This window comes from Photobacterium sanguinicancri (assembly GCF_002265265.1).
Taxonomy (GTDB): Bacteria; Pseudomonadota; Gammaproteobacteria; order Enterobacterales; family Vibrionaceae; genus Photobacterium; species Photobacterium sanguinicancri.
Genome location: NZ_NOIF01000079.1, coordinates 1 through 21,100, shown reverse-complemented (window position 1 = coordinate 21,100; position 21,100 = coordinate 1). Strand labels below are relative to the sequence as shown.

Below are 21,100 nucleotides of genomic sequence, written 5' to 3'. Positions count from 1 at the left end.
ACAAGCCATTAGCATATTTACCATAAAGAAAGGGCTCCGAAGAGCCCTTGCTATTGCGATAAAAATTACTTATTCGGATTTTCTTTCAGTTTCTCCATCACTTGATCAAGCGAGAAACTGGCCGCTTCTTGTCTTGGAGGGAACTCTTGGAAGGTTTCCAAAAATTTACCAACATATGCTTGCGCTGGCACTAGCATGTACGCGCGATCTAACATCCAATCATAGTAAGTATTAGAAGTCACATCAGCGATTTCGTATGGGTCCATACGCAAGTTGAAGATCTTAGGTACACGCAATGGGGTGAAGGGTTCAGCCCAAATACGCAAGGTCCCTTTGGCGCGCTGCTCTAGGAATACGATCTTCCAATTGTGGTAACGCAGTGAACTCAAATCGCCATCATCGGTGAAGTAGAAAATCTCTTCACGCGGCCCTTTTTCTTCTTTACCCGTTAGGTAAGGCAGGAAGTTATAGCCATCTAAGTGAACTTTGAATTTCTTATCACCAGCACTGAAACCTTTAACCAGCTTATCTTTGATTTGGTCATCACCTGCCGCAGCCACCAGCGTTGGCATCCAGTCCATATGATGCATGATTTCATTAGAGACAGATCCTGGTTCGATCTTACCCGGCCAACGTACCATAGCAGGTACGCGATATGCCCCTTCCCAGTTGGTATTTTTCTCACCACGGAAGGGCGTCAGGCCTGCATCTGGCCATGAATTCATATGTGGGCCGTTATCCGTCGAGTAAAATACGATGGTGCTATCTTTGATGCCCAATTCATCAACTTTTTTCAGTAGTACGCCCACATGATTATCATGCTCAACCATACCGTCTGCATAAAAACTGATCCCTGTTTTCCCTGAGTTTTCAGCTTTCACATGCGTACGGAAATGCATGCGAGTCGCATTCCACCAAACAAAGAAAGGTTTTTCAGCTTTAACTGCGCGATCCATGAAGTCTAATGCGGCATCAAGGGTTTCATCATCGACCGTTTCCATTCGCTTACGTGTTAATGGACCCGTATCTTCGATTTTGCCATCTGCATAAGATTTAATTACCCCACGAGGGCCGAATTTTTTACGAAATTCAGGGTCTTTCGGGTAATCAACATTCTCAGGTTCTTCCTCGGCGTTCAAATGATAAAGGTTGCCAAAAAATTCGTCGAAGCCGTGGTTCGTTGGAAGATGTTCGTCTTTGTCGCCTAAGTGGTTTTTACCAAACTGCCCTGTCATGTAGCCTAGGGGTTTCAGCATTTCCGCGATGGTGGCGTCTTCCGCCTGTAACCCTAAATCCGCCCCAGGTAATCCAACCTTACTTAAACCGGTTCGCAATACCGATTGCCCCGTAATGAAAGTAGAACGCCCTGCGGTACAAGATTGCTCACCGTAATAATCCGTAAACATCATGCCGTCTTTAGCAATACTGTCGATATTCGGTGTTTTGTATCCGACTAAGCCAAAGGTATAAGCACTAATATTGGTTTGCCCAATATCGTCCCCCCAAATAACCAATATGTTCGGTTTTTCTGCTGCGATACTGCTACTTGTCGCGCCAATCCAAGCGGCGGCAAGAATCGCTAATCGGCGCTTAACGCCATATTTCGCTGTCATATAAACCTCTATCTCCAATTAGAAATGAGCTTCCTGCACAAAAAGATATAGTTCACAAAATAGACTATTGCGAATCACTTCATGCGCAGAAGACGCAGATCTATGCTTCTACCCGCTTCACTAAAAACCAGATCACTCTCACAAGCAAATAAACCGCAGTAAGGTATTAACAAGGAATGGATTCTTTATTTTTAGAAGGTATTTGAAATAGGCATGCGTGATCTAAATCTCGCTTTACTCGAAAGCACTCTTGATAGAATTCAATGGTAAAACTAATGAATACAGCGAGTTAACAAGTCACTATAACCATTGTTTATAACCACTATAAAGCGACAAATTTCAACCACATCATTAACTTATTAGCCAACGACAGCATAGGCACTTGCCTGTGTTTCATTTCCAACTCTTAACCTATTTGGAGTTTTTATGGCTACCCAAATGAGCAAACTGGCCGTCAGTATTGGTGTGCTGGCAACGTCTGGCGCAGCAGTTGCGGCAGATCAGCCAAACATCCTTGCTATCTTCGGCGATGATGTCGGCTACTGGAACATCAGTGCTTACAACCAAGGCATGATGGGTTACGAAACCCCCAACATCGACCGTATCGCGAATGAAGGTGCATTATTCACTGATCACTATGGTCAGCAATCTTGTACCGCAGGTCGTGCCGCGTTCATAACCGGCCAAGAACCGTTTCGTACTGGTTTGTTAACCATAGGTATGCCAGGTTCAGATCAGGGCATTCCTGACTGGGCCCCAACTATTGCCGACCTTTTAAAAGACCAAGGGTATATGACGGCACAGTTTGGTAAAAACCACCTTGGTGACCAAGATAAACACTTACCCACTAATCATGGTTTTGATGAGTTTTTTGGTAACCTTTACCACTTAAACGCAGAAGAAGAGCCTGAAACCTACTACTACCCGAAAGATCCTGAATTCCGTAAGAACTATGGCCCACGTGGCGTTATCAAGTCTTTCGCCGACGGAAAAATTGAAGACACAGGCCCTATGACGCGTAAGCGTATGGAGCATGCCGATGAAGAGTTCTTGGAAACGTCACTGGCATTTATGGAAAAAGCGGTGAAAGCCGACAAACCTTTCTTCATTTGGCACAACACCACACGGATGCACGTTTGGACACGCCTTCAAGAGAAGTACCAAGGCAAATCAGGTATCAGTATCTATGCCGATGGCATGTTAGAGCACGATGACCAAGTCGGCATCTTATTAGACAAACTTGATGATCTTGGCGTAGCCGATAACACCATAGTTATTTACTCAACCGATAACGGTGCTGAAACCGTATCTTGGCCTGACGGCGGTGCGACACCATTCCACGGTGAAAAAGGCACAACATGGGAAGGCGGTATGCGTGTTCCTCAGCTTGTTCGCTGGCCTGGCGTCATTGAACCGGGCACTAAAATCAACGAGATGATGGCGCACCAAGATTGGCTACCAACCTTGCTTGCAGCCGCTGGCGTTGACGATGTGAAAGAAAAACTTGCGAAAGGCTATAAAGCCAATGGTAAAGAGTGGAAAGTACACATTGATGGCTACAACTTTAAACCTTACTTCCAAGGTAAAGAAGAAAAAGGCCCTCGTGATTCACTACTCTACTTTACAGCGAATGGCGAATTAAATGCCGTGCGCTGGAATGACTGGAAACTGCACTTCGCAACGCTTGAAGGTAACATCACTGACGCCGTACGTTTCTCACCAAACTGGCCGAAGATCATCCACCTACGTGCCGACCCATTTGAAAAAGCACCACACGAATCAGGCATGTACCTACGTTGGATGGCAGATAACATGTGGTTATTCGTACCAATTCAAGACGTGCTAGGTGAGTTCTTCCAAACATTACCAGATTACCCAATGCAGCAAGGTGCGATCATGAACCCAGCTAGCATTAACTACCAATCGCTAGGCCTTAAAGCCAAAATGAATCAACTTGATGAGCTACAAAAGAAAGTAGCGACGATGAAGTAATAGCCTCTAAGCTCATTCGTAGAGATAACGAATAGTTAAATAAAAAGCGCCTATCAATGCTAATAGGCGCTCTCATTGCTAATAGGCGCTTTCTTCTTAAATGTTATCGTAAATATTGCTAGAACTTATTTACCAATAACAGGGATACCCGTTCCGCGTTGCGCTGCGCGAGGCATGACAAATACCACTGGCGTCCACGCAGGGATCGTTAACACTTCACCGTCTGCTTTGGCACCTTTGGCTAAATCAGAATGGTGTAGTGCACTCACTTGTAGCCCTTTAACACCTTTGAGGATAAAGGTTTTAGAAGTACTTGACGCATTAATCGCCACGACTAAAGCGTCTTTCTTAGGATCAATATCGACACCCGCACCAATACCGTTATCGATGCTCATCACAATTAAACCAGGCTGTTGTTTTGGTCCTGTATTGTGAAAATCGATACGTTTGTTCACTTCACTGCCTTTACCTAAAGTCAGTAATGGGTAAGCTTTACGTAGTGCTGCCATTTCTTTGTAGTACACCGCCATATCTTGAATGTTTTCAGGTGCAGGCTGTGCATCCAAACCGCTGCGAGTAATAACGTCATTGATTGCATCGTAGTTATCACTGTCTTTATCTTTACGCGGTAAGCCCTTGTTCCAATTATTACCTTGGTAAGTAAAATCAACATGGTTATACCAATCACCAGAATCGTAAGAATCTCGCTGCATTGATTTAGAACGCAATAAATCCGAACCCATATGAGTAAATGGCACGCCTTGACCTAACATTGCGGTTGCTAACGACACGGCTTGCATACGTACACGTGTATCAATCGATGTTGCATCTGGCGCTTTATACTGGGTGTTATCCCACAACGTTTGGTTATCGTGTTTCGACACGTAATTCTGCACCTCTGTAGGATCATCGGCATAGCCCGCAGCTTGACCGTTATAATCCAGCTGCTTACCCGTGATTGCCTTGCCGGTAGCATCAATAAACGTGAATGTTTTGATATTCCCAGCCATACCTAAACGCGTCAAATCCGCTAGATGAAGGCGTGATTTAACAACATCAGCATCAGTTTGGTCGTTCACACCATTACCAAACCCTTTATTAGTTCGCAGCGCATCACCACTATCAAATGGGCCACCACCACGAACGGCATCACGTAGGCGATCCGAGAAGCTACCAATACCGGTTCCACCTAAGTGTTTTTGCGTCGCTTGCACAAACAACTTGTCGTTTTCTACTTCACCAAAGTTCCAGCCTTCACCATAGAAGTAGGTATTTGGGTCAACACGTTTTACCGCTTCAAGCGACTCTTCGATTTGTGCTAACGGGTGATGACCCATTAAGTCAAAGCGGAATGAATCAATCTTGTAATCACGCGCCCAAACCACCAGCGAATCTTTAATTAACTTGGCCATCATGGCATTTTCAGGAGCCGTATTAGAACAGCAGGTGGAATTTTTCACCTGCCCTGTTACTGGGTCTAAACGGTTGTAGTACCAAGGTACAATCTTATCCAATACCGATGTGTCAGCCGTTGGTCCAGCGGCATTCGTATGGTTATACACCACATCCATCACCACGTTCATTCCAATGTTTTCTTTAATCGATTGGATCATTTCACGGGTTTCAAGAATACGCTGTGTTCCCTCTGGGTTAGTCGAGTACGAACCTTCAGGCACTGTATAATGGAATGGGTCATATCCCCAGTTGAATCCATCAGTAGATGAAACATAACGGTTCAACTCCTGAACAACTGGATTGGCGGGTGTATCGTTATCGCGCTCAATTTCAAGTACTTCAGCAATCGTCAAACCAGACATGCAATAGTTGCTAAAGCGCGACGTAGTAATCGCTTTATTGACGTTACATAACTTACTGAAAGACTCATCGATATTCGCAACTTTTGACGGATCTTCTTCGATGGTCGCAATATCAAAAATAGGCAATAAATGTAAGTGAGTCACACCACTTTCGCTGAGCGATTTTAGATGTTGTACAGGTGCACTATCATCATCGGTAAATGCGGTAAATTTACCGCGGTCTTCGGCAGGTACGGATTCATCTAGAGCAGAAAAATCGCGGACATGTGACTCATAAATCACGAACTTCGCAGGATTGTCTTGAGCAATAGGCGCTTTTAAGCTGTCCCAACCAGCAGGTTTTAATGCGGGATCATTCAAATTAACGACTTGGCTGTATTCAGAGTTGCGAGATAAACTCAATGCATACGGGTCAGTCACCTGATAGCTTTCCACCTTACTTGAAACTGGATGGACAACATTCACTAGGTAACGATAGTAAGTACCGCTCGGTGCTTGATTGGTATTCACCGACCATACACCAGACTCAGCCTGATAAGCCATTTGTAATCGGCCCAGTTCTTTTTTGTCTTGATTAAACAGTACAGCAACCACGTTTTGTGCCGATGGTGCCCATAATCGGAAACTGGTGTTAATACCGTCTGTAATTGCGCCAAGTTCGATATCTTTTGCTTTATCTGCAAACAGATTATCTAAACTGCCCGCCGACTGTACTTTAGTTGCAGCAAGCACATCGCCTTTGTCATCAACTGCAATAGCCACTAATTCAGCTTTCACAATCGGACGCATATTGATTTTAGGATCTATGCTGTAAGCCGTTTTGTTCGCAAGCTGCGGGTATTTTCTTGACGCTTCAACTGAAAGTGTACCTGCAGATAATTCAATATATTGGTTAGTAAACTTGTAATTATCACCTTTAGGTTCCACATCTGATGCGAGCGATAGATACAAGCGCACATCTTTTGCCCCTGCCGCACCGTCCCACACTAAAGTATGTGCATCCACTAGGTGCGCTTCAGCATTGGCAATCCCTACTGTTTTTAACTTCGCGATGGGACCTGACGTTTCAGGAATAACAATATTAATTTGTGGTGGATTGGTGGTATCAAAATAAGCATTTTTATTGCCATTATCGCTGCTATTACAGCCTGTTAGGGTTGTAACATAGAATAGTGGAATTAACACTCGCGCGGCTTTAGATAAAGTAAATTTCACGTTTCATTCCCTTGTTATTAGATTTTGGCTAAAGGTATGAAATTTCGTGTCATGCAAACTGTGATATGTGCAATCTTCTTTAAAACAGCAGCGTTTTATTACTTTTTATGGGCAGGCACTCACTCTTTGTAGGGGTACAGTAAGAATCATCTCACCGTACAAAATGTTGTGAAGTTCATATTTATTATAAATATCAAATAGTAAGCTCTGCTCTTTTTAATACAAAAAAGGCCGTATCACGACCTTTTCTCTCAGTATTTCATTTAGTTTTAACTACTACGCAAAAATAGCAAATGGCACAGCCATAGAAAGTACTAATGCAAAACCCAGAAAGTAAAAATAAACCGATTTAAAACTCATCTCTTCTCCTTGAAACTAACAATGTCATGTCCGAATCATTAAGTGGCATTTAAAATGCAATATTATTGAAATACGTATTCTATTTCAATAAGTTGTCTTTTTGAAGTACGTTTATAATCCTTTTTGACGCCAAATGTGTCTGAATGTAAATAAAGTAAATGATAACGATTATCAATTCATTGCATGTAAGAATGCGCTCTCACTTACGGACAGCCATTACAAATATAACTATGAAACTAAAATTACTTTCAGTGGCCATTGCAGCCACATTAGCCTCAACCGCAGCGATTGCTGCAGATACACAAAAAGAAGAGACCATCGTTGTTACTGGCTCAGCCCTTGACACTCATATCCAAACCTCCATCGATTCTGAAACGCTCGAACAAAAGCAAGCGTCTGATATTAAAGATATTTTAAATACCATGCCAAGCGTGACAGTCGATGGCAATGCCCGCTATTCTCGCAAAGTATTTATCCGTGGTATGGAAGACAAATATGCCGTTGTTACCATTGATGGTGCACGCCAAGAAGGCCAATTGTTCCACCACTCAGGCGATCAAACTATTGATCCAGCACTTCTTAAGGTCGCCGAAATTGAACTTGGTGCAAACTCAGCATTAAGCGGTGCAGGTGTGATTAACGGCTCGTTTAGTTATGAAACGAAAGACCCAGATGACTTACTTAAAGAAGGTGAGCGTTTTGGTGCACGTGTAAAAACAAACTACCAAAGTGCTTACGAACGTAAAGGGGTGAATGTTTCTGTTTACACCAAGCTTAACGACCAATGGCAATTCATGGGTATTGGTCACTGGTCTGAAGATGGCGACCTTTATATTCCAGATCACGACAAAGTCAGCTCAAAGCAAGGTGAATTGAAATCAGGTTTAGCTAAACTGGTTTATATGCCGAATGATAACAATGAATTCAAATTAAGTGTGAATCACTATAGTGATGGTGGTAAGCGTCAACTCTCTGGTGAAAAAAATGGCGCGTTATACGCTGATGATGAACACAAATATAACGCTATCAGTCGCGATACAGTCACCTTCCAGCACCACTATGATGCAGGCAGTGATTTACTTAATCTAAAAACCCAACTGTATTACAACCGCCAGTACATGGATCGTGATCAATTGACCGACGTATTGTGGGATAAGGATGCAAATGGCGATTGGATTAAAGACGGCAAAGTCGACATTCCAAAGCGTGAATATAACGTAACCACTGTAGGTGGTGATATTCGAAACATATCTTGGATTGGCGATCACCAGATCACTTATGGCTATGAAGCCTACCATGCCAAACAGTGGATTGATGCTGAAGACGGTAAAATCGTATCTGGTACGCGTAAAGGTCAAACCCAAAAGTACGCAATGGATGGCGGTACAGTCACGGCACATGGCTTGTATGTGCAAGACATGTTTGAATTCAGCCAATTCCGTTTAACCACAGGTTTACGTTACGACATTCACCAACTAGGCGGTGTATTTGACGGTAACTTCAGTCAACTGTCTCCGAAGTTTAAAGGTGAATACCAAGCAACTGATGAGCTAAAACTTCGTGTTGGTTACGGTCGCATCTTCAAAGGTGCTTCATTACCAGAAGCACTAACGATGAAGCCAGCCGAAAAAGTAAAACAGTCTGAAACCAAAGCAATGACAGGCCACAACTACGAGGCCGGTTTTGATTATAACCTCACTAACTTGTTGGCTAGCGATCGCTCTATTATTGGTTTCACAGCCTACCGTTATAATGTTGATAACCAAATCCACCCAACTAAAAATAACAGCACATTATCCAATCAAAATGATGTCCACGTTTGGGGTGTCGAAACGGTATTTACTTACAGCTTGAGTGACTTTGATCTGTACGCAAACCACTCTTACTCAAAAGGCCAAGAAACTAACCTGAAAACAGGCGTTGAAAGCCAAATGAATAAAACAGGGATCCACAACTTCAAAGCAGGTGTTAAATACCACCTAGATGAAGATATCGTATTCGGCTGGGATGCGCGTTACGTACCAAGCAACAGCTACACAGACAAAAGCATCGACCGCAAAGGTAAATACTCAGAAGAAGAAATTGAGCGTAAAGGCTTCTCTACTCACAACCTATGGGCTGCATACAACCCATCGTTCGCGAAAGACCTAACACTGAACCTAGCGGTTGATAACCTATTCAACAAAAAATACGCAGAGCATACTGGCTTTGGTATTTCATGGGGTTCAGATAAATACACCAGCTACGAAGCAGGTCGAAACCTGAAAGCATCTGTGGCTTACGAATTCTAATAACAGAATAGAGCGTCACTCACTAATCATTTGTTTCGCACATAGCTAACAAAAAACGGCCCAACTAATGGGCCGTTTTTATTTTAATTAAACGCATAGCGTAATTTAATATAACGTTTAGGCCATCTTAAACATTTGCGTTTTCGCCAGTAACTCAGCCATTTGACTTTCAACGTCACGCATTTCTTTATTGATCTCACCAACTAGTGCACCTGACGCATTTGCGAGCTCTAATAGCTCATCAATATCGGCATCAACCGTTTTAGCCGTATCAGACTGTTGCTCTGTTGCTTGCGCTATATTGGCATTGTGATGACTAATCTCATCCACTAAAGCATGCAATTTATCGATTGATTGTTTGGTATCACTCACGACATCACGTGTTTTAAAACTAAACTCTTTACTGTGCTGCATATTCTCAAACGATGCAGTCGCATTGGTACAAATTTCATCAAGCAAATGGCGAATATCTTCTGTCGATTGCTTACTACGCCCAGCAAGCGTGCGTACTTCATCAGCAACAACGGCAAAACCTCGACCTTGTTCACCCGCGCGGGCAGCTTCAATTGCGGCGTTCAGTGCTAACAAGTTCGTCTGCTCGGAAATCGCATTGATCGTATCAAGGATCACAGAAACGTTTTGCGTCTGCTGTTCTAGTGATTCCAGACGACCATACGTTTTGTCGATATCTTCAATTAACTCATTCACTGAGTTGAACGAAGAATCACTTTGCTGGTTACTGGCTTCTGCATGACGACGCGCATCATCCGCACTTTGTTGTGCTTCAACCGTGGTACTAGCCACTTGTGAGCTTGTCTGTGCCATTTCTGTCATCGCAGTTGCGATATTTTCACAACGGCGCTGCGTTCGCTCACTGGCGCTACTTGCTTGTTCAGCTGAATGGGTCACCATTTGTAAGCTGGCTTGCGTAGTATTAGCAAGGGTATTCACCCCTTCAATAATCTTCGCCATATCATGAATAAGCGTATCAACACTATGACAAATCGCACCAATCTCATCATGATGTTCATCACCTAAGCGAATGGTCAAATCATTCTTGCTTGTCATCTGACCAAGCTTATTGGTTACCTCTTTGACACGACGCTTCATAATGCGCACGTAAATACTGGTCATCACAATAATCGGCAGCACGATCAAAAGTAGCCCTGCAATAATCATCAACTTCGCGTTTTGTGCTTGCTCTAGATTTGTCGCTGAGATTTCCATTAACTGAGCACTAACCTGATCGCGAATGGCTTTCACCATTCCGATACGCTCTGTCGCTAACGTAAACCATGTCGTTGCCTGTGGGCCTTTAATCGCATTAAGGTTATCGCGTTGGCTTAAAAATTGAGATTGAATTTGATCAACCTGTTGCCATACAGCAGCATGTTTAGCCTCTGATAAAGCCGTTAAATTGTCACCTTCAAACAACAGCTCCGCCTGACGTAAGGCATAATCGCCCTGCATCAAATAATTGCTGATTTGACCATAACGCATCGCGTCAGTTTTACCAGCAGCAAACACACCATTCAATGCGCCGCGAGACTTACCCGCCTCTTCTTTAATGATTAATAAAGACAGTAAACCGATACTGCTACGTTTAATTGCAGCATCATCTAACTGTGAAATCACCAAACGAACATTATCAATGGCTAGCTGATTAAGGTTTGAATAATACGCAAAAGGGGAATCTTTAACATTCAGCTGATCAACTTGACTACGAATTGATGATTTACGACTGAGCTCTAATAACACATCACGACCGATAGCCGTTACGTTACTCGGCACCATATATTGTGATTGAAAGTTTCGTAGTGCCTGCTCTGCTGCATCGGCCTTTAACCTTTGCTTTTGTAATTGTGCAACTTGAGCACCTTTACCCTTGCTTGCTAACACGCCTGCGGTTAGACCTCGCTCAACAGCATAGTTATGCGCCACATCATCGTACAAAGTGATTAGCGTTATCGCTTCACGCGTTACAGCTGCGTTATGACTTTTCGTCTGCGCCAGTAAATATTGATTAGCCAATAGCACCAACACAATAAAAAGAGGGATCCCCGAAATTAACACGAAGGCTTGGCTTAGTCGGATAGAGGCCAACTTTTTCAACATGAATCACCCTTAAATATTCACACGAGCTCACATAAGCAAGCAAAAAAGACATATAAGCACATATTGTCAGATAAATATTCACAATTGGCATGTGATCCATGTCAATGTTTTTCAAATAAATGAAAAGCATTTGTCAAAAACGAGATATTACTATGTTAAGTGTCAGTAAGTTGACCGCTGCCATTTTTTTGACCGAACAAAGCTACCCATAAAGTGTTATTTATTTAGATTTAATGCTTAATATTTCCAGTCACTTTATGAGCCGCTTAAAATATGTGACAGCTATCATCATCTAACTCGGTTCCTTTTAAAGGCCTGTGTCTTCATTTCCTATTCGCGCTTTTTCTACTGAACATTTAATTAGGTGGGGGAGAATAATCAGACAATGCTAAATAAAGCCTTATCACTAACAGCTGTAATATTTAGAAAACAAGTAGAAGGTCGCTGTAATAAAATATCAATAGATTAATCACTTAGTACTTTTCCTCTACTTACAACACGTTGCAAAGTAGATTATCATTGGGTATTGGGAACGTTTCAGCATTCGAGGCACAGGAATGAAAAGCAAGGCTAGTCAATCACAGGGATTACTTCTCTTTCGTTTATCGCAAGCACAGATGTTCGCGATGGGTACACTGAAAGTACAAGAGATTGTTCCTTTTACCTCTTTCACCTCTATGCCCTACTCTCAGCAACATGTATTAGGCGCAGTGTGTATTCGTGGTACGACTATGCCGCTGATCGACATGCCTTCAGCTATTGGCTACCGTCCAATCAGCCGTGAAGAATTCTCGGATTGCAGCATTATCATTACGGACTGCAGCCGAACGACGGTGGGTTTCTTAGTACGTGGTATTGATAAGATCACTGCATGTGATTGGCAAGCGATTGCGCCACCGCCTGAAACATTAGGCAACAATACCTATGTCACAGGGATCACTAAGGTTGAAGACCATCTTGTACAATTACTGGATGTCGAATTAATTTTATCGCACCTTAACCCGAATGATCCAAGTACCTTGTACCCGACCCTTACGGATATTGATCGCGAAAAACTCAAACCCATGCGTATACTGCTCGTGGATGATTCCGGCGTTGCCCGCCGTCAACTTTGTAATGCGCTCGACAGTATCAACATTCCGTATTTTGTAGCAACCAACGGTAATGATGCACTCGGTATCATGCAAAAATCAGCGCAAGCAAACCATCCAGTTGATATTCTAGTCAGTGATATAGAGATGCCGGGGTTAGACGGTTACGAATTAGCATTTGAAGTGCAAAACACCCCGAATTTAGCCCATACCTACATGATTTTACACACCTCATTATCAAGTGAGATTTGTGTTGAGCGCGCACTCCAAGTCGGCGCACATGAAGCATTAACCAAGTTTGAAGCCAACGAGCTAATACATGCGATGCTGCGTGGCGCTAAAAAACGCCGTGAAGCCACAGCGACAACTTAATACTAACCAGTAGCACGTAAACAAACGAAGCTAGATTGGTCAGCATAAATAACAAAAGCCCGAATTACACTGTAAATTCGGGCTTTTTTGTTGGCAGCTAATCCACCTACGTTCTTATTCAATTTGGTTACATCAAGCAGATGCGGTAGGCGCTTTATAACGTCGCAACCATGTACATCGAGAACGCGAATAAATTTACAACACTTCTGCTGAGCAACTAATGGTGATTGAAGGTTGCAACATTAAACAGACATGACAATGCTTCAAAACCGCTTCCTGCGCTGCAATAAGTACATCATCTTTCGATATGCCATCGCCAGTTACTACAAAATGGAGGTTGGCCGATTCATATAATCGAGGCTCACTCTCGGTGAGTGTATATGTCAGATTGTTATCGAGCGTTTTTACGCTAAATCCTTTCTCCTTTAGGAGTAACACCACATCTGTTGCACTACATGCACCCAAGGCTGACAATAACATTTCTGTTGGGCAAGGTGCGACGGTACTCGTCGCATCTATATCGAAGTTAAAGCCACTGCTTGTGGTTATTTTAAATTGGCAGTCACCTGCCCACTTTACATTGATAGTCATAATTACCTATTTACTCGGCAATGCCATTTATATTAAAACCCATAAGAAAGCGAGCTGTGCACTGATATCACAGATTAATGTTCTCTAATGGAATTATTGCCGACTGTGCTGGACGCAAATCAGCTTCAAATCCCACTAATGCACAGCCAGAGAAAATCATAGCGACCACAATCAGCCACGTTAATTTCAAGTTTTTCACTTTATTGGAAAGGACTAAATTTTCTAACCTATCGCACTCAGAGCCAACCGCTATTGGTCTGAATTCTCCAAGCTGATTTTGATAAAATTCAATAAATTCAGGCTTTCCCCACATTTGCCAATGTGCACGTTCATCAGTTTGCCAATACTCAAAAAACACCTTGCAAGCCATATAGTTTGCAACCAAGGAAACACTGATTACGAACAAAATGATAATGCTTAAAATCTGGAACATCCTTTTCCTAATAGTTAGCCCCAATAAATATATTATCAGCGTAACAATAACCCTCAATGCATACCTGAATACGCATCGTAAATTGGACTTATCCTGTGAACAATGGCTGTTTTTTTGTGTTGAATTCACGCTGCGTGCACGGCAAAAGAAACTTTAGAAACGATTAAACAAGAAGAAATGATGAAAGCGTCTTATCCTTTAAAGAGCCCAATACATGGGGAAATATGACCATGACGACATCACTTCAAGCTGTAATACTCACCGACACGGCGGCCTCGCACTACTCAGCCTGCACCCATAGTGCTCATGAAAAATGTGTTACTTAACCCATCATGCCGTCTGATATTGCACTCATCATCTTTGAGCTTTGCACCATTGTAATCAGCTCTGCCGTACTAGGTACCTTATTTTTATATGCACGTCAGCCCATTATTTTGGCTTATATTGCTGCCGGTATTGTTATTGGACCTGATGGCTTCGGATGGGTGAAAAATGCAGAAAACATCAGTCAAATCGGGCATCTTGGCGTAATTTTATTGCTGTTCTTGCTAGGTTTAAACCTGCAACCACGTAAATTGCTTACCTTGTTTAAGGAAAGTGCCCTAGTCACCTTAGGCACCAGCGGCTTCTTTTTTGGCTGCACCTTTGTATTCGCACTGACCATTCAGCTTGCACTCATGGATGCACTAGTCGCCGCGGCGGCTTTAATGTTTTCGAGTACCGTTATAGGGTTAAAGCTGATCCCCACCACCACACTTCACCACCAGCGGATGGGGGAAGTGATGACCAGTATCTTGTTAGTGCAAGACATACTGGCTATTACAGTGATTTTACTGCTGAATATGAACAGTGATCAGACATTGATTGCGGCTTTTGTACTACTTATCACTAAAGCGGTGGCACTGTGCGTGCTGGCTTTTGCTGGCGTAAAATATGTAATACTGCCGCTCTTTCGAAAGTTTGATGTCATCCAAGAGTACAGTTTCATCACCACACTTGCTTGGTGCTTATTATGGGCTGAAATCGGCCATCAAGTGGATCTTTCTTATGAAAGTGGTGCCTTTATCGCTGGGTTATCCATCGCAGTTAGTAAAGTGTCTCAGGCCATCGCCCAACACTTAAAACCATTACGAGAGTTTTTCTTAATTCTGTTTTTCTTTGCTATTGGCGCAAAAATGCAGCTTTTAACAGGGCATGTTTACACCCTTTACGGCATTGGGTTTGGGGCTATATTGATAGTATTAAAACGATGGGGCTTCAAACAGGCTCTAGGTTTTGCCAATGAAAAATCGACCATGCGAAACGAGCTCAGCGCGCGACTCAGTCAAGCCAGTGAGTTCTCACTCTTACTCGCCTATTCCGCTATCAATAACGGCTTACTCAGTTCAAGTGGAATGATGTTTATTCAAAGCACGACGCTTAGCACTTTCGTTATTTCGACCTATTGGGTTGTAAAGCATTACCCAACCCCCATATCGCTCGCGAATAAACTTCGCCAAGATTAACCTTCGCCAGACTCAACTCTCGTTATTATTATCACCCTCAGCTCGAACACCGCAGTAATACAAGTTCATTAAGTATTCTTAACCTTTCTTTTAGGCAAAATTAATCTAAATTTATACCTCATTCGCAAATACCAAAACCAACGTTACTTTGCATAGATAAGACACATTAGCAGCGTAATAACAGTGCTATGGTTTGGCTAAATAGCCCTATCTCTATTGGCTCAACTTACGTATCTGATTAAGGACGATCTACATGCAAGGTCACTTACCTCTGCTTACTTCAATTCGCGGTTTCGCCGCGTTTTTTGTTGCCTTATTCCATGCCCGCTTAGTGCTTTTTCCTCAATGGAAAGAAGATATCGCCAACACCAGCCAGCTGCTTGAAAATGGCTATCTCTGGGTTGATATATTCTTCATTCTCAGCGGGTTTGTCATGATGCATGTCTACCGTAACAGCTTCCAACAAGGCTGTACGATGGCGAAATGGCGGCATTTTATGTGGCTAAGATTTAGCCGTATCTATCCACTTTTTCTCACGACCCTATTGTTTTTGCTTGGTTGGGAAAGCATTAAACACGTCTACGGCATTGGATTTTACGGTGGGGAGTTACTTAATAGCTGGGGACTGGCTGGCATTCCTGCTTTTCAAGGCCCCTTCAACACCAGTGATACCCTATTTGCTAACCTCTTCTTATTACAATCTCTCACAAGCCAAGCTCTTAGCTGGAACTTCCCTGGCTGGTCATTAAGTGTCGAGTGGCTCTGCTATATGATGTTTCCGATTATTTTAGCCCTGCTGTCTTTTAACGCTAAGCGCAGTAGCTGGCTACCTATTTTAGTCTTCTTTCTACTCTATGGCCTTATTTCAACCACAGGTACCATCGATTTAACGTCTGGCATCCCCGCTTTTTTACGTGGATTATGTGGTTTTTCACTTGGGGCGTGGATGTGCCTCATCCGCTTACCACATAACATAAAACGCTTTATCAGCAATGACGGGATTCTGTTCGCTCTGGTTATTAGTTTGGTGTTGCTCTTGCACCATAAACTCGGAACAGGACAAATTTTGAGTGTTTACCTACTCTTCGCACTATTGGTTTTCTGTGGAGCAAACCACACCCAAAACACATCACTCTTTATGCGTTTATTCGATAACAAGTTAACCCAGTATCTCGGCGATATTTCTTATTCTGTCTACCTTTGGCATTCAGTCTTGCTCCTAATTGGTGTCGAAGTAATTAACCAACTCGCCCCTGAATTCACCTTATGGTGGTATCAACAAAGCAGCTTTGGTGCGTTCGCGTTGGCCTTAGCCCTGTATACTGTCGTGTTACTTGCTATTTCAACCGCCAGTTACCACTTACTGGAAAAGCCAGCCCTACGCCAATTACGTTCATTGCAAATAACTAAACTAGCCACTCGCATTAAAAAAACATCAAAAACAAATAGCAATAATCTAACAACAAAATAAAGTTGGATAGCACCCAAAAAGTAGGCAAAAAAAAGCTGTAACCCCAGCCTTAAAAAGGGTTACAGCCGAACTACAGCAAAGTGGTTTCTGTAGAAAAAGTGGCGACCAAGCATCGCCATTGGTTTACTCTTCGTTTCAGCGTTCTTAACCAACAAGAACGAACAGCTACTTAGTTAAATTGATATGGCGGCCTGTTTATCATCTTATTTTATTTATCAAGCAGCCCATGCTCATTACCTTGTCATTACATTGCCCACACAAAGTAGATCTGCGCTTTCATTCGGATAATGATGCCGCGAATAACATCCAAGAAACCCATGAAAGGAATCGGTTTCTCTGCGCTTATCCAGGCTAAACCAACAGAGCCTACCGGCATGTCGTAACCTTGTGGCTCATCCAGCTTCAAGCGTACAAAGTGATGCTTATTCGCAACGTTTACCCCAGTTACCTGACGAACATTATCGTCTCGAGCTAGAAGGCTGCCTTGTGATTCACCTGTCGCCTCAATGATCCCTTCGACTTCCGCGTTAAAGATTTTCCCAGGGTAAACCGCGGATGCAAACTCTGCGCGCTGTCCCACTTTTACGTTACGAATAGCCTGATGGTTCACCCGCATCAGCACATACTTCTCGTTGGTATACATCTGAATGCGCGGCATTAAGCCAACATACTGCCCTTCACGCATAATAAAGTTCGTTAAATAACCATCGGTTGGCGCATACACCTTGGTCTGTTCAAGGTTCCATCGCGCTTGAGCAACGTTCTCTTGCTGCGATGTCACATCTACTTCACGGCTATTCACTGTTAACTTCGATTTTTCAATGGCTAAGCGTGCTTTATTAACCGCTAACTTGGCCTTTTCTAGCTGGCTTTCTACCGTTATTTTCTGTGCTTTTGCCACCTCAACTGCGGTGTTCTGCTCATCCATCATGCTTTCCGTAATGGTGTGCTTCACTACGCGATTCTGTTCTTGGTAACGATTAAGCGTTTTTTGCTTCCATTTCAGATCTTGCTGGGCAGCCACTAGCTTATTCTGTGCGATTTCAATGTCTTTTTCTGCGGCTGCAAAATTCGCTTTATTAATGTTGATATCTTCTTCAGCCATATCCAACGCCACATGCGCCGAATCTAACTTAGCTTGTGCCACATTGAGTGCAATCGTAAAAGGTTCGTCATCAATTTCATAAATCAGTTGTCCTTGTTCCACTTGTTGGTTTGGACGAACATGTATTGCTGTGACCTTACCTTTAATTTGAGTCGTTGATGGACGTAGCTGCACATGGGGAGACTGCACTAGTGAACCACCAGATAAATCCATTGGCGCAAAAGTTATCAAACCAACCCATACAAACAACAACCAGCCAGAACCCCCTAAGTACGCAAAACTCTTAGTGAATTTATTCCAAGGCATACCCACCATTCTTAGAAGGTAAATAAACAGTGCCCAAACCGCTAACCCCTCAAGCATGCTCAGTCTCCTGCTTTGGTGTCGAGATCACAGCTTCTACCTTTTCCATTGATGCAGCAGGCTGCTGTGATGGCGCGTCCCCTTTCCAAATATCACGAATACGACGAAGTGCTTGTTCACCATCAACAAAAGCAATTACAACGGCAATTACCCATACCCAATGCCAAACAAAGCCAATCCAAGTAAGGGCGGTGATGAGTCCAAGTTGATGATGATCTTTACTGTGCGCTTTCTGAATCGGTAATTCATGAAGTCGCCAAAATCCAAAGGCCGCGGCAGCAATCGTGCCAACCATGACCACGCTAGCTATAACATGTAGTGCGGTATCCACCCCACTATCTACAAAAGGCATACTAAAAAGGCTCATTAACATTCTCCGATTTATCGGTTTATTTTTTTGTTGCAGGGAGTGTCATCTAAAATGTGAGCCTTGCCTTAATTTAGGGTAGATCGAATTAAATAGTGCGTAATTACGATACAATCATTCCACCCAAAGCAGCTGGCAGGACAAATTAACATGTTTGATTTGAGCTTTATTCGTATCACTTACTTACAAATTGTCTTGAATGCGGTAAGAAAACATTACGGCATTACGACTCAGCAGATAGGTGTTCCAGATAGCTTAATGAACGAACCGATGGCCTTAGTTCCGTTCAATGACTTCATGACATGGCTAGAAAAAATTGCGGCACTCAGTGGTGATCCCGCCTATATGCTAAAGATTGCGCCAGATCTCTGCTTTAGTCAGATGGGAAGTTTAGGAGAATGGTATTTATCCAGTCCTGATTTAGCACTCGCCGTCAGACGTATCAACTACGGCGTATCGTGTCTTCATTCAGGGGCGACTTATCACGGAGAACAATCGGGCAAGATCATGAAGTGGAGTTATGATTCCCCGCACGCTCGTCAACAAGCTCGCTGCTTAGACAGTTTGCGGGTGGCAACAATGATGATCAAAGCGCTACGCCATTATATGGGGAATGACTATAGCCCACTTAAAGTGCAGATCAGCAGTGCGCTTACTGGAAACAATCTGGCAGATCGCCAACAAGCAGAAAAGTGGTTTGGCTGTGCGATTGAATGGAATGCGCCAATGACCAAGGTGTGGATTGATCTCTCTATTCTTCGCCATGGCAGTGAACGTGCTTTTTCGATCAGTCGCCCTATGGTGGTTTCTAACTTACAACTGGATGATATGCTCAACATACCGCAACCCAACGATAGCGCTAAGGTCATGTTCGAGTTAGTGAATTACTCACGCCGTTATGGTGTACCTAACATAGAGTTCGTGGCGGAAAAGCTGGGCTTCTCCAAGCAACAACTACAGCGCCGCCTCCACCATTTTGGTTGGACGTTTAGCAATATAACCCAGTACGTAATTTGTAACCTTGCCATTCAGTACATGCAAGCAGACAAGCCGATAGACGAAATAAGCCAGCTGCTGGGTTATAGCCATCCACAGAGCTTCACTAAGGCATTTCAACGACAGCGTGGATTAACACCTAAGCAGTATCAACAACGCTTGCTAGAACGCAGTCGTGAAACCATCTCATTGAATTTATAGGTGAGAACAAAAAACGGTAGTGACCCTTTCCAATGAGTGCATCACTAATAAATGCATCCATTGCTCACAAGGTTCAGCTACCGTTTTTAGTTAAGAAGAAGGTCAGTTGGCAAACTGCGTTAGCTTGCCTGTTGCTCGCAGGTCATCGTGAAATGGTTATCGGGCGTTATGTGATACCACATCTCAAAATTCGCTTTATTCCGGCTGACAATTGTCGGCTTAAAGAAAATGCGATACCCGGTTAAATCACGACGCTGCTCGGCATTGAAAGGATCAATATTCAGCGGATCAGCAATAATTTCTCGGCTCAACTTAACAGGTTTAAGCACGTAATCATCACCCTTTTTCGTGAATCGGTAGTCAACGAATAAGTTATATTCCAACTGCGTTTTACGTTGCTTTTTGTACTGGATCCATTCTTGCGATTTCACCATTCCCTTCTCAGAAAAATCGTAAATAACCCAGCTTTTCTCATTTTCAGTGTTGGCTTCAGGTGATTGGCATTGCCATTTACCGTCTAACGTTGGCAAACTCGCGGCTGAAACAGAAGTAATACTTCCGACCAATAGCAACGCAGTGCCCCATATTTTCATCGACATAGGCAATCCTTTTAATAAGGGCTTTTTCTTTACCTTAGCCTACTTTATGTAAATAACTCAATTAGATAATGCTTGTGTGCTGCAACTCACTCAAAAATCATTGTCGATTTATATGAATATTCGCTCAAACACAGAGCATAAAAAAGGCACTATGCAGTGCCATTCTTATTTATTTTTTTGTCGTTATTTTTATACGGATGCCGTTTTGACTAACTCACCACTAGCGACTTTTTCTAATATGGTCGATATAGGTACAATCGGCCCCATCATATTGACACGGATCGGAGCATTCCCACCGCCAAAGTGTAAGTCGGAGGTTTCACCGGTTGAATAGTTATAGCGGTAATTAAATTTATCTGTCGCGAGATGCAATAAATCCACATTCTTCCGATGGCACGAAATATATGCGCGCCAATACATTGCCTCTAACACCTCATCGGGTGTTTGAGCACGAATGATAAAGCGCCAACCACTGTCTTCACCGTAAAAATCTAACGGGAATATTTTCTTTATTTTTCTTTTACTTAACAAGGTTTAGCCTAAATCCAACTGTATGCCATCACCTAAACGGGTGAATAATCACTGTAATTTATGATTATTAAG

General features: G+C 43.0%; 15 protein-coding genes. 6 read left to right on the top strand and 9 right to left on the bottom strand.

All coding sequences use genetic code 11. The features are described from left to right. Window positions 1-65: 65 nt before the first annotated feature. Window positions 66-1,613 (bottom strand): arylsulfatase, encoded by a 1,548-nt coding sequence (locus ASV53_RS13130; protein WP_094957397.1) that lies wholly within the window; start codon window positions 1,611-1,613, stop codon window positions 66-68. A gap of 426 nt (window positions 1,614-2,039) precedes the next feature. Here ASV53_RS13130 and ASV53_RS13125 point away from each other — a divergent pair, with 426 nt between their 5' ends. After that, a complete protein-coding gene (locus tag ASV53_RS13125; protein WP_094957396.1) occupies window positions 2,040-3,605 on the top strand; it encodes an arylsulfatase in 1,566 nt (521 codons plus the stop codon). Window positions 3,606-3,730: 125 nt separating this feature from the next. On the opposite strand, the gene pulA is transcribed toward ASV53_RS13125, so the two are convergent. Beyond that, entirely contained in the window at window positions 3,731-6,637 is a 2,907-nt protein-coding gene (gene pulA / locus ASV53_RS13120) for a pullulanase-type alpha-1,6-glucosidase (RefSeq protein ID WP_094957395.1), read from the bottom strand. Window positions 6,638-7,227: 590 nt separating this feature from the next. Between pulA and ASV53_RS13115 the strand changes: the two genes are divergently transcribed. After that, complete coding sequence (locus tag ASV53_RS13115; protein WP_094957394.1) at window positions 7,228-9,288, top strand: TonB-dependent receptor; 2,061 nt, start codon at window positions 7,228-7,230, stop codon at window positions 9,286-9,288. A gap of 117 nt (window positions 9,289-9,405) precedes the next feature. On the opposite strand, the gene ASV53_RS13110 is transcribed toward ASV53_RS13115, so the two are convergent. Beyond that, window positions 9,406-11,403 (bottom strand): methyl-accepting chemotaxis protein, encoded by a 1,998-nt coding sequence (locus ASV53_RS13110; RefSeq protein ID WP_094957393.1) that lies wholly within the window; start codon window positions 11,401-11,403, stop codon window positions 9,406-9,408. A 557-nt stretch (window positions 11,404-11,960) separates the two neighbouring features. On the opposite strand from ASV53_RS13110, the gene ASV53_RS13105 reads away from it, so the two are divergent. Further along, window positions 11,961-12,866 carry a chemotaxis protein gene (locus tag ASV53_RS13105; protein WP_094957392.1) on the top strand — a complete coding sequence of 302 codons (906 nt, stop codon included), beginning with the start codon at window positions 11,961-11,963 and terminating at the stop codon, window positions 12,864-12,866. 195 nt (window positions 12,867-13,061) lie between these two features. On the opposite strand, the gene ASV53_RS13100 is transcribed toward ASV53_RS13105, so the two are convergent. Together ASV53_RS13100 and ASV53_RS13095 are read right to left on the bottom strand one after the other, a co-directional pair. Beyond that, the gene (locus ASV53_RS13100) at window positions 13,062-13,457 is read right to left on the bottom strand and encodes an OsmC family protein (RefSeq protein WP_094957391.1); all 396 of its coding nucleotides are present in this window, start codon (window positions 13,455-13,457) and stop codon (window positions 13,062-13,064) included. A gap of 67 nt (window positions 13,458-13,524) precedes the next feature. Further along, window positions 13,525-13,890, bottom strand: coding sequence for a hypothetical protein (locus tag ASV53_RS13095; protein ID WP_094957390.1), 366 nt, complete (start codon window positions 13,888-13,890; stop codon window positions 13,525-13,527). A gap of 332 nt (window positions 13,891-14,222) precedes the next feature. On the opposite strand from ASV53_RS13095, the gene ASV53_RS13090 reads away from it, so the two are divergent. Both ASV53_RS13090 and ASV53_RS13085 read left to right on the top strand, forming a co-directional pair. Further along, window positions 14,223-15,395 carry a cation:proton antiporter domain-containing protein gene (locus tag ASV53_RS13090; protein ID WP_062692435.1) on the top strand — a complete coding sequence of 391 codons (1,173 nt, stop codon included), beginning with the start codon at window positions 14,223-14,225 and terminating at the stop codon, window positions 15,393-15,395. 253 nt (window positions 15,396-15,648) lie between these two features. Then, window positions 15,649-16,866 (top strand): acyltransferase family protein, encoded by a 1,218-nt coding sequence (locus ASV53_RS13085; protein WP_094957389.1) that lies wholly within the window; start codon window positions 15,649-15,651, stop codon window positions 16,864-16,866. A gap of 244 nt (window positions 16,867-17,110) precedes the next feature. On the opposite strand, the gene ASV53_RS13080 is transcribed toward ASV53_RS13085, so the two are convergent. Further along, window positions 17,111-18,334: an HlyD family secretion protein gene (locus tag ASV53_RS13080; protein WP_094957388.1), complete on the bottom strand. Its 1,224-nt coding sequence runs from the start codon at window positions 18,332-18,334 to the stop codon at window positions 17,111-17,113. Further along, window positions 18,327-18,701 carry an MFS transporter gene (locus ASV53_RS13075; protein ID WP_239928791.1) on the bottom strand — a complete coding sequence of 125 codons (375 nt, stop codon included), beginning with the start codon at window positions 18,699-18,701 and terminating at the stop codon, window positions 18,327-18,329. Before ASV53_RS13075 ends, ASV53_RS13080 begins: the two co-directional genes overlap by 8 nt. Window positions 18,702-18,851: 150 nt before the next feature. On the opposite strand from ASV53_RS13075, the gene ASV53_RS13070 reads away from it, so the two are divergent. Then, window positions 18,852-19,898, top strand: coding sequence for an AraC family transcriptional regulator (locus ASV53_RS13070; protein WP_094957387.1), 1,047 nt, complete (start codon window positions 18,852-18,854; stop codon window positions 19,896-19,898). Between the two features lie 119 nt (window positions 19,899-20,017). Here ASV53_RS13070 and ASV53_RS13065 read toward each other — a convergent pair whose 3' ends face one another. After that, complete coding sequence (locus ASV53_RS13065; protein WP_094957386.1) at window positions 20,018-20,497, bottom strand: hypothetical protein; 480 nt, start codon at window positions 20,495-20,497, stop codon at window positions 20,018-20,020. 189 nt (window positions 20,498-20,686) lie between these two features. Further along, the gene (locus ASV53_RS13060) at window positions 20,687-21,028 is read right to left on the bottom strand and encodes a hypothetical protein (RefSeq protein ID WP_062692424.1); all 342 of its coding nucleotides are present in this window, start codon (window positions 21,026-21,028) and stop codon (window positions 20,687-20,689) included. Between the last annotated feature and the right edge of the window lie 72 nt (window positions 21,029-21,100).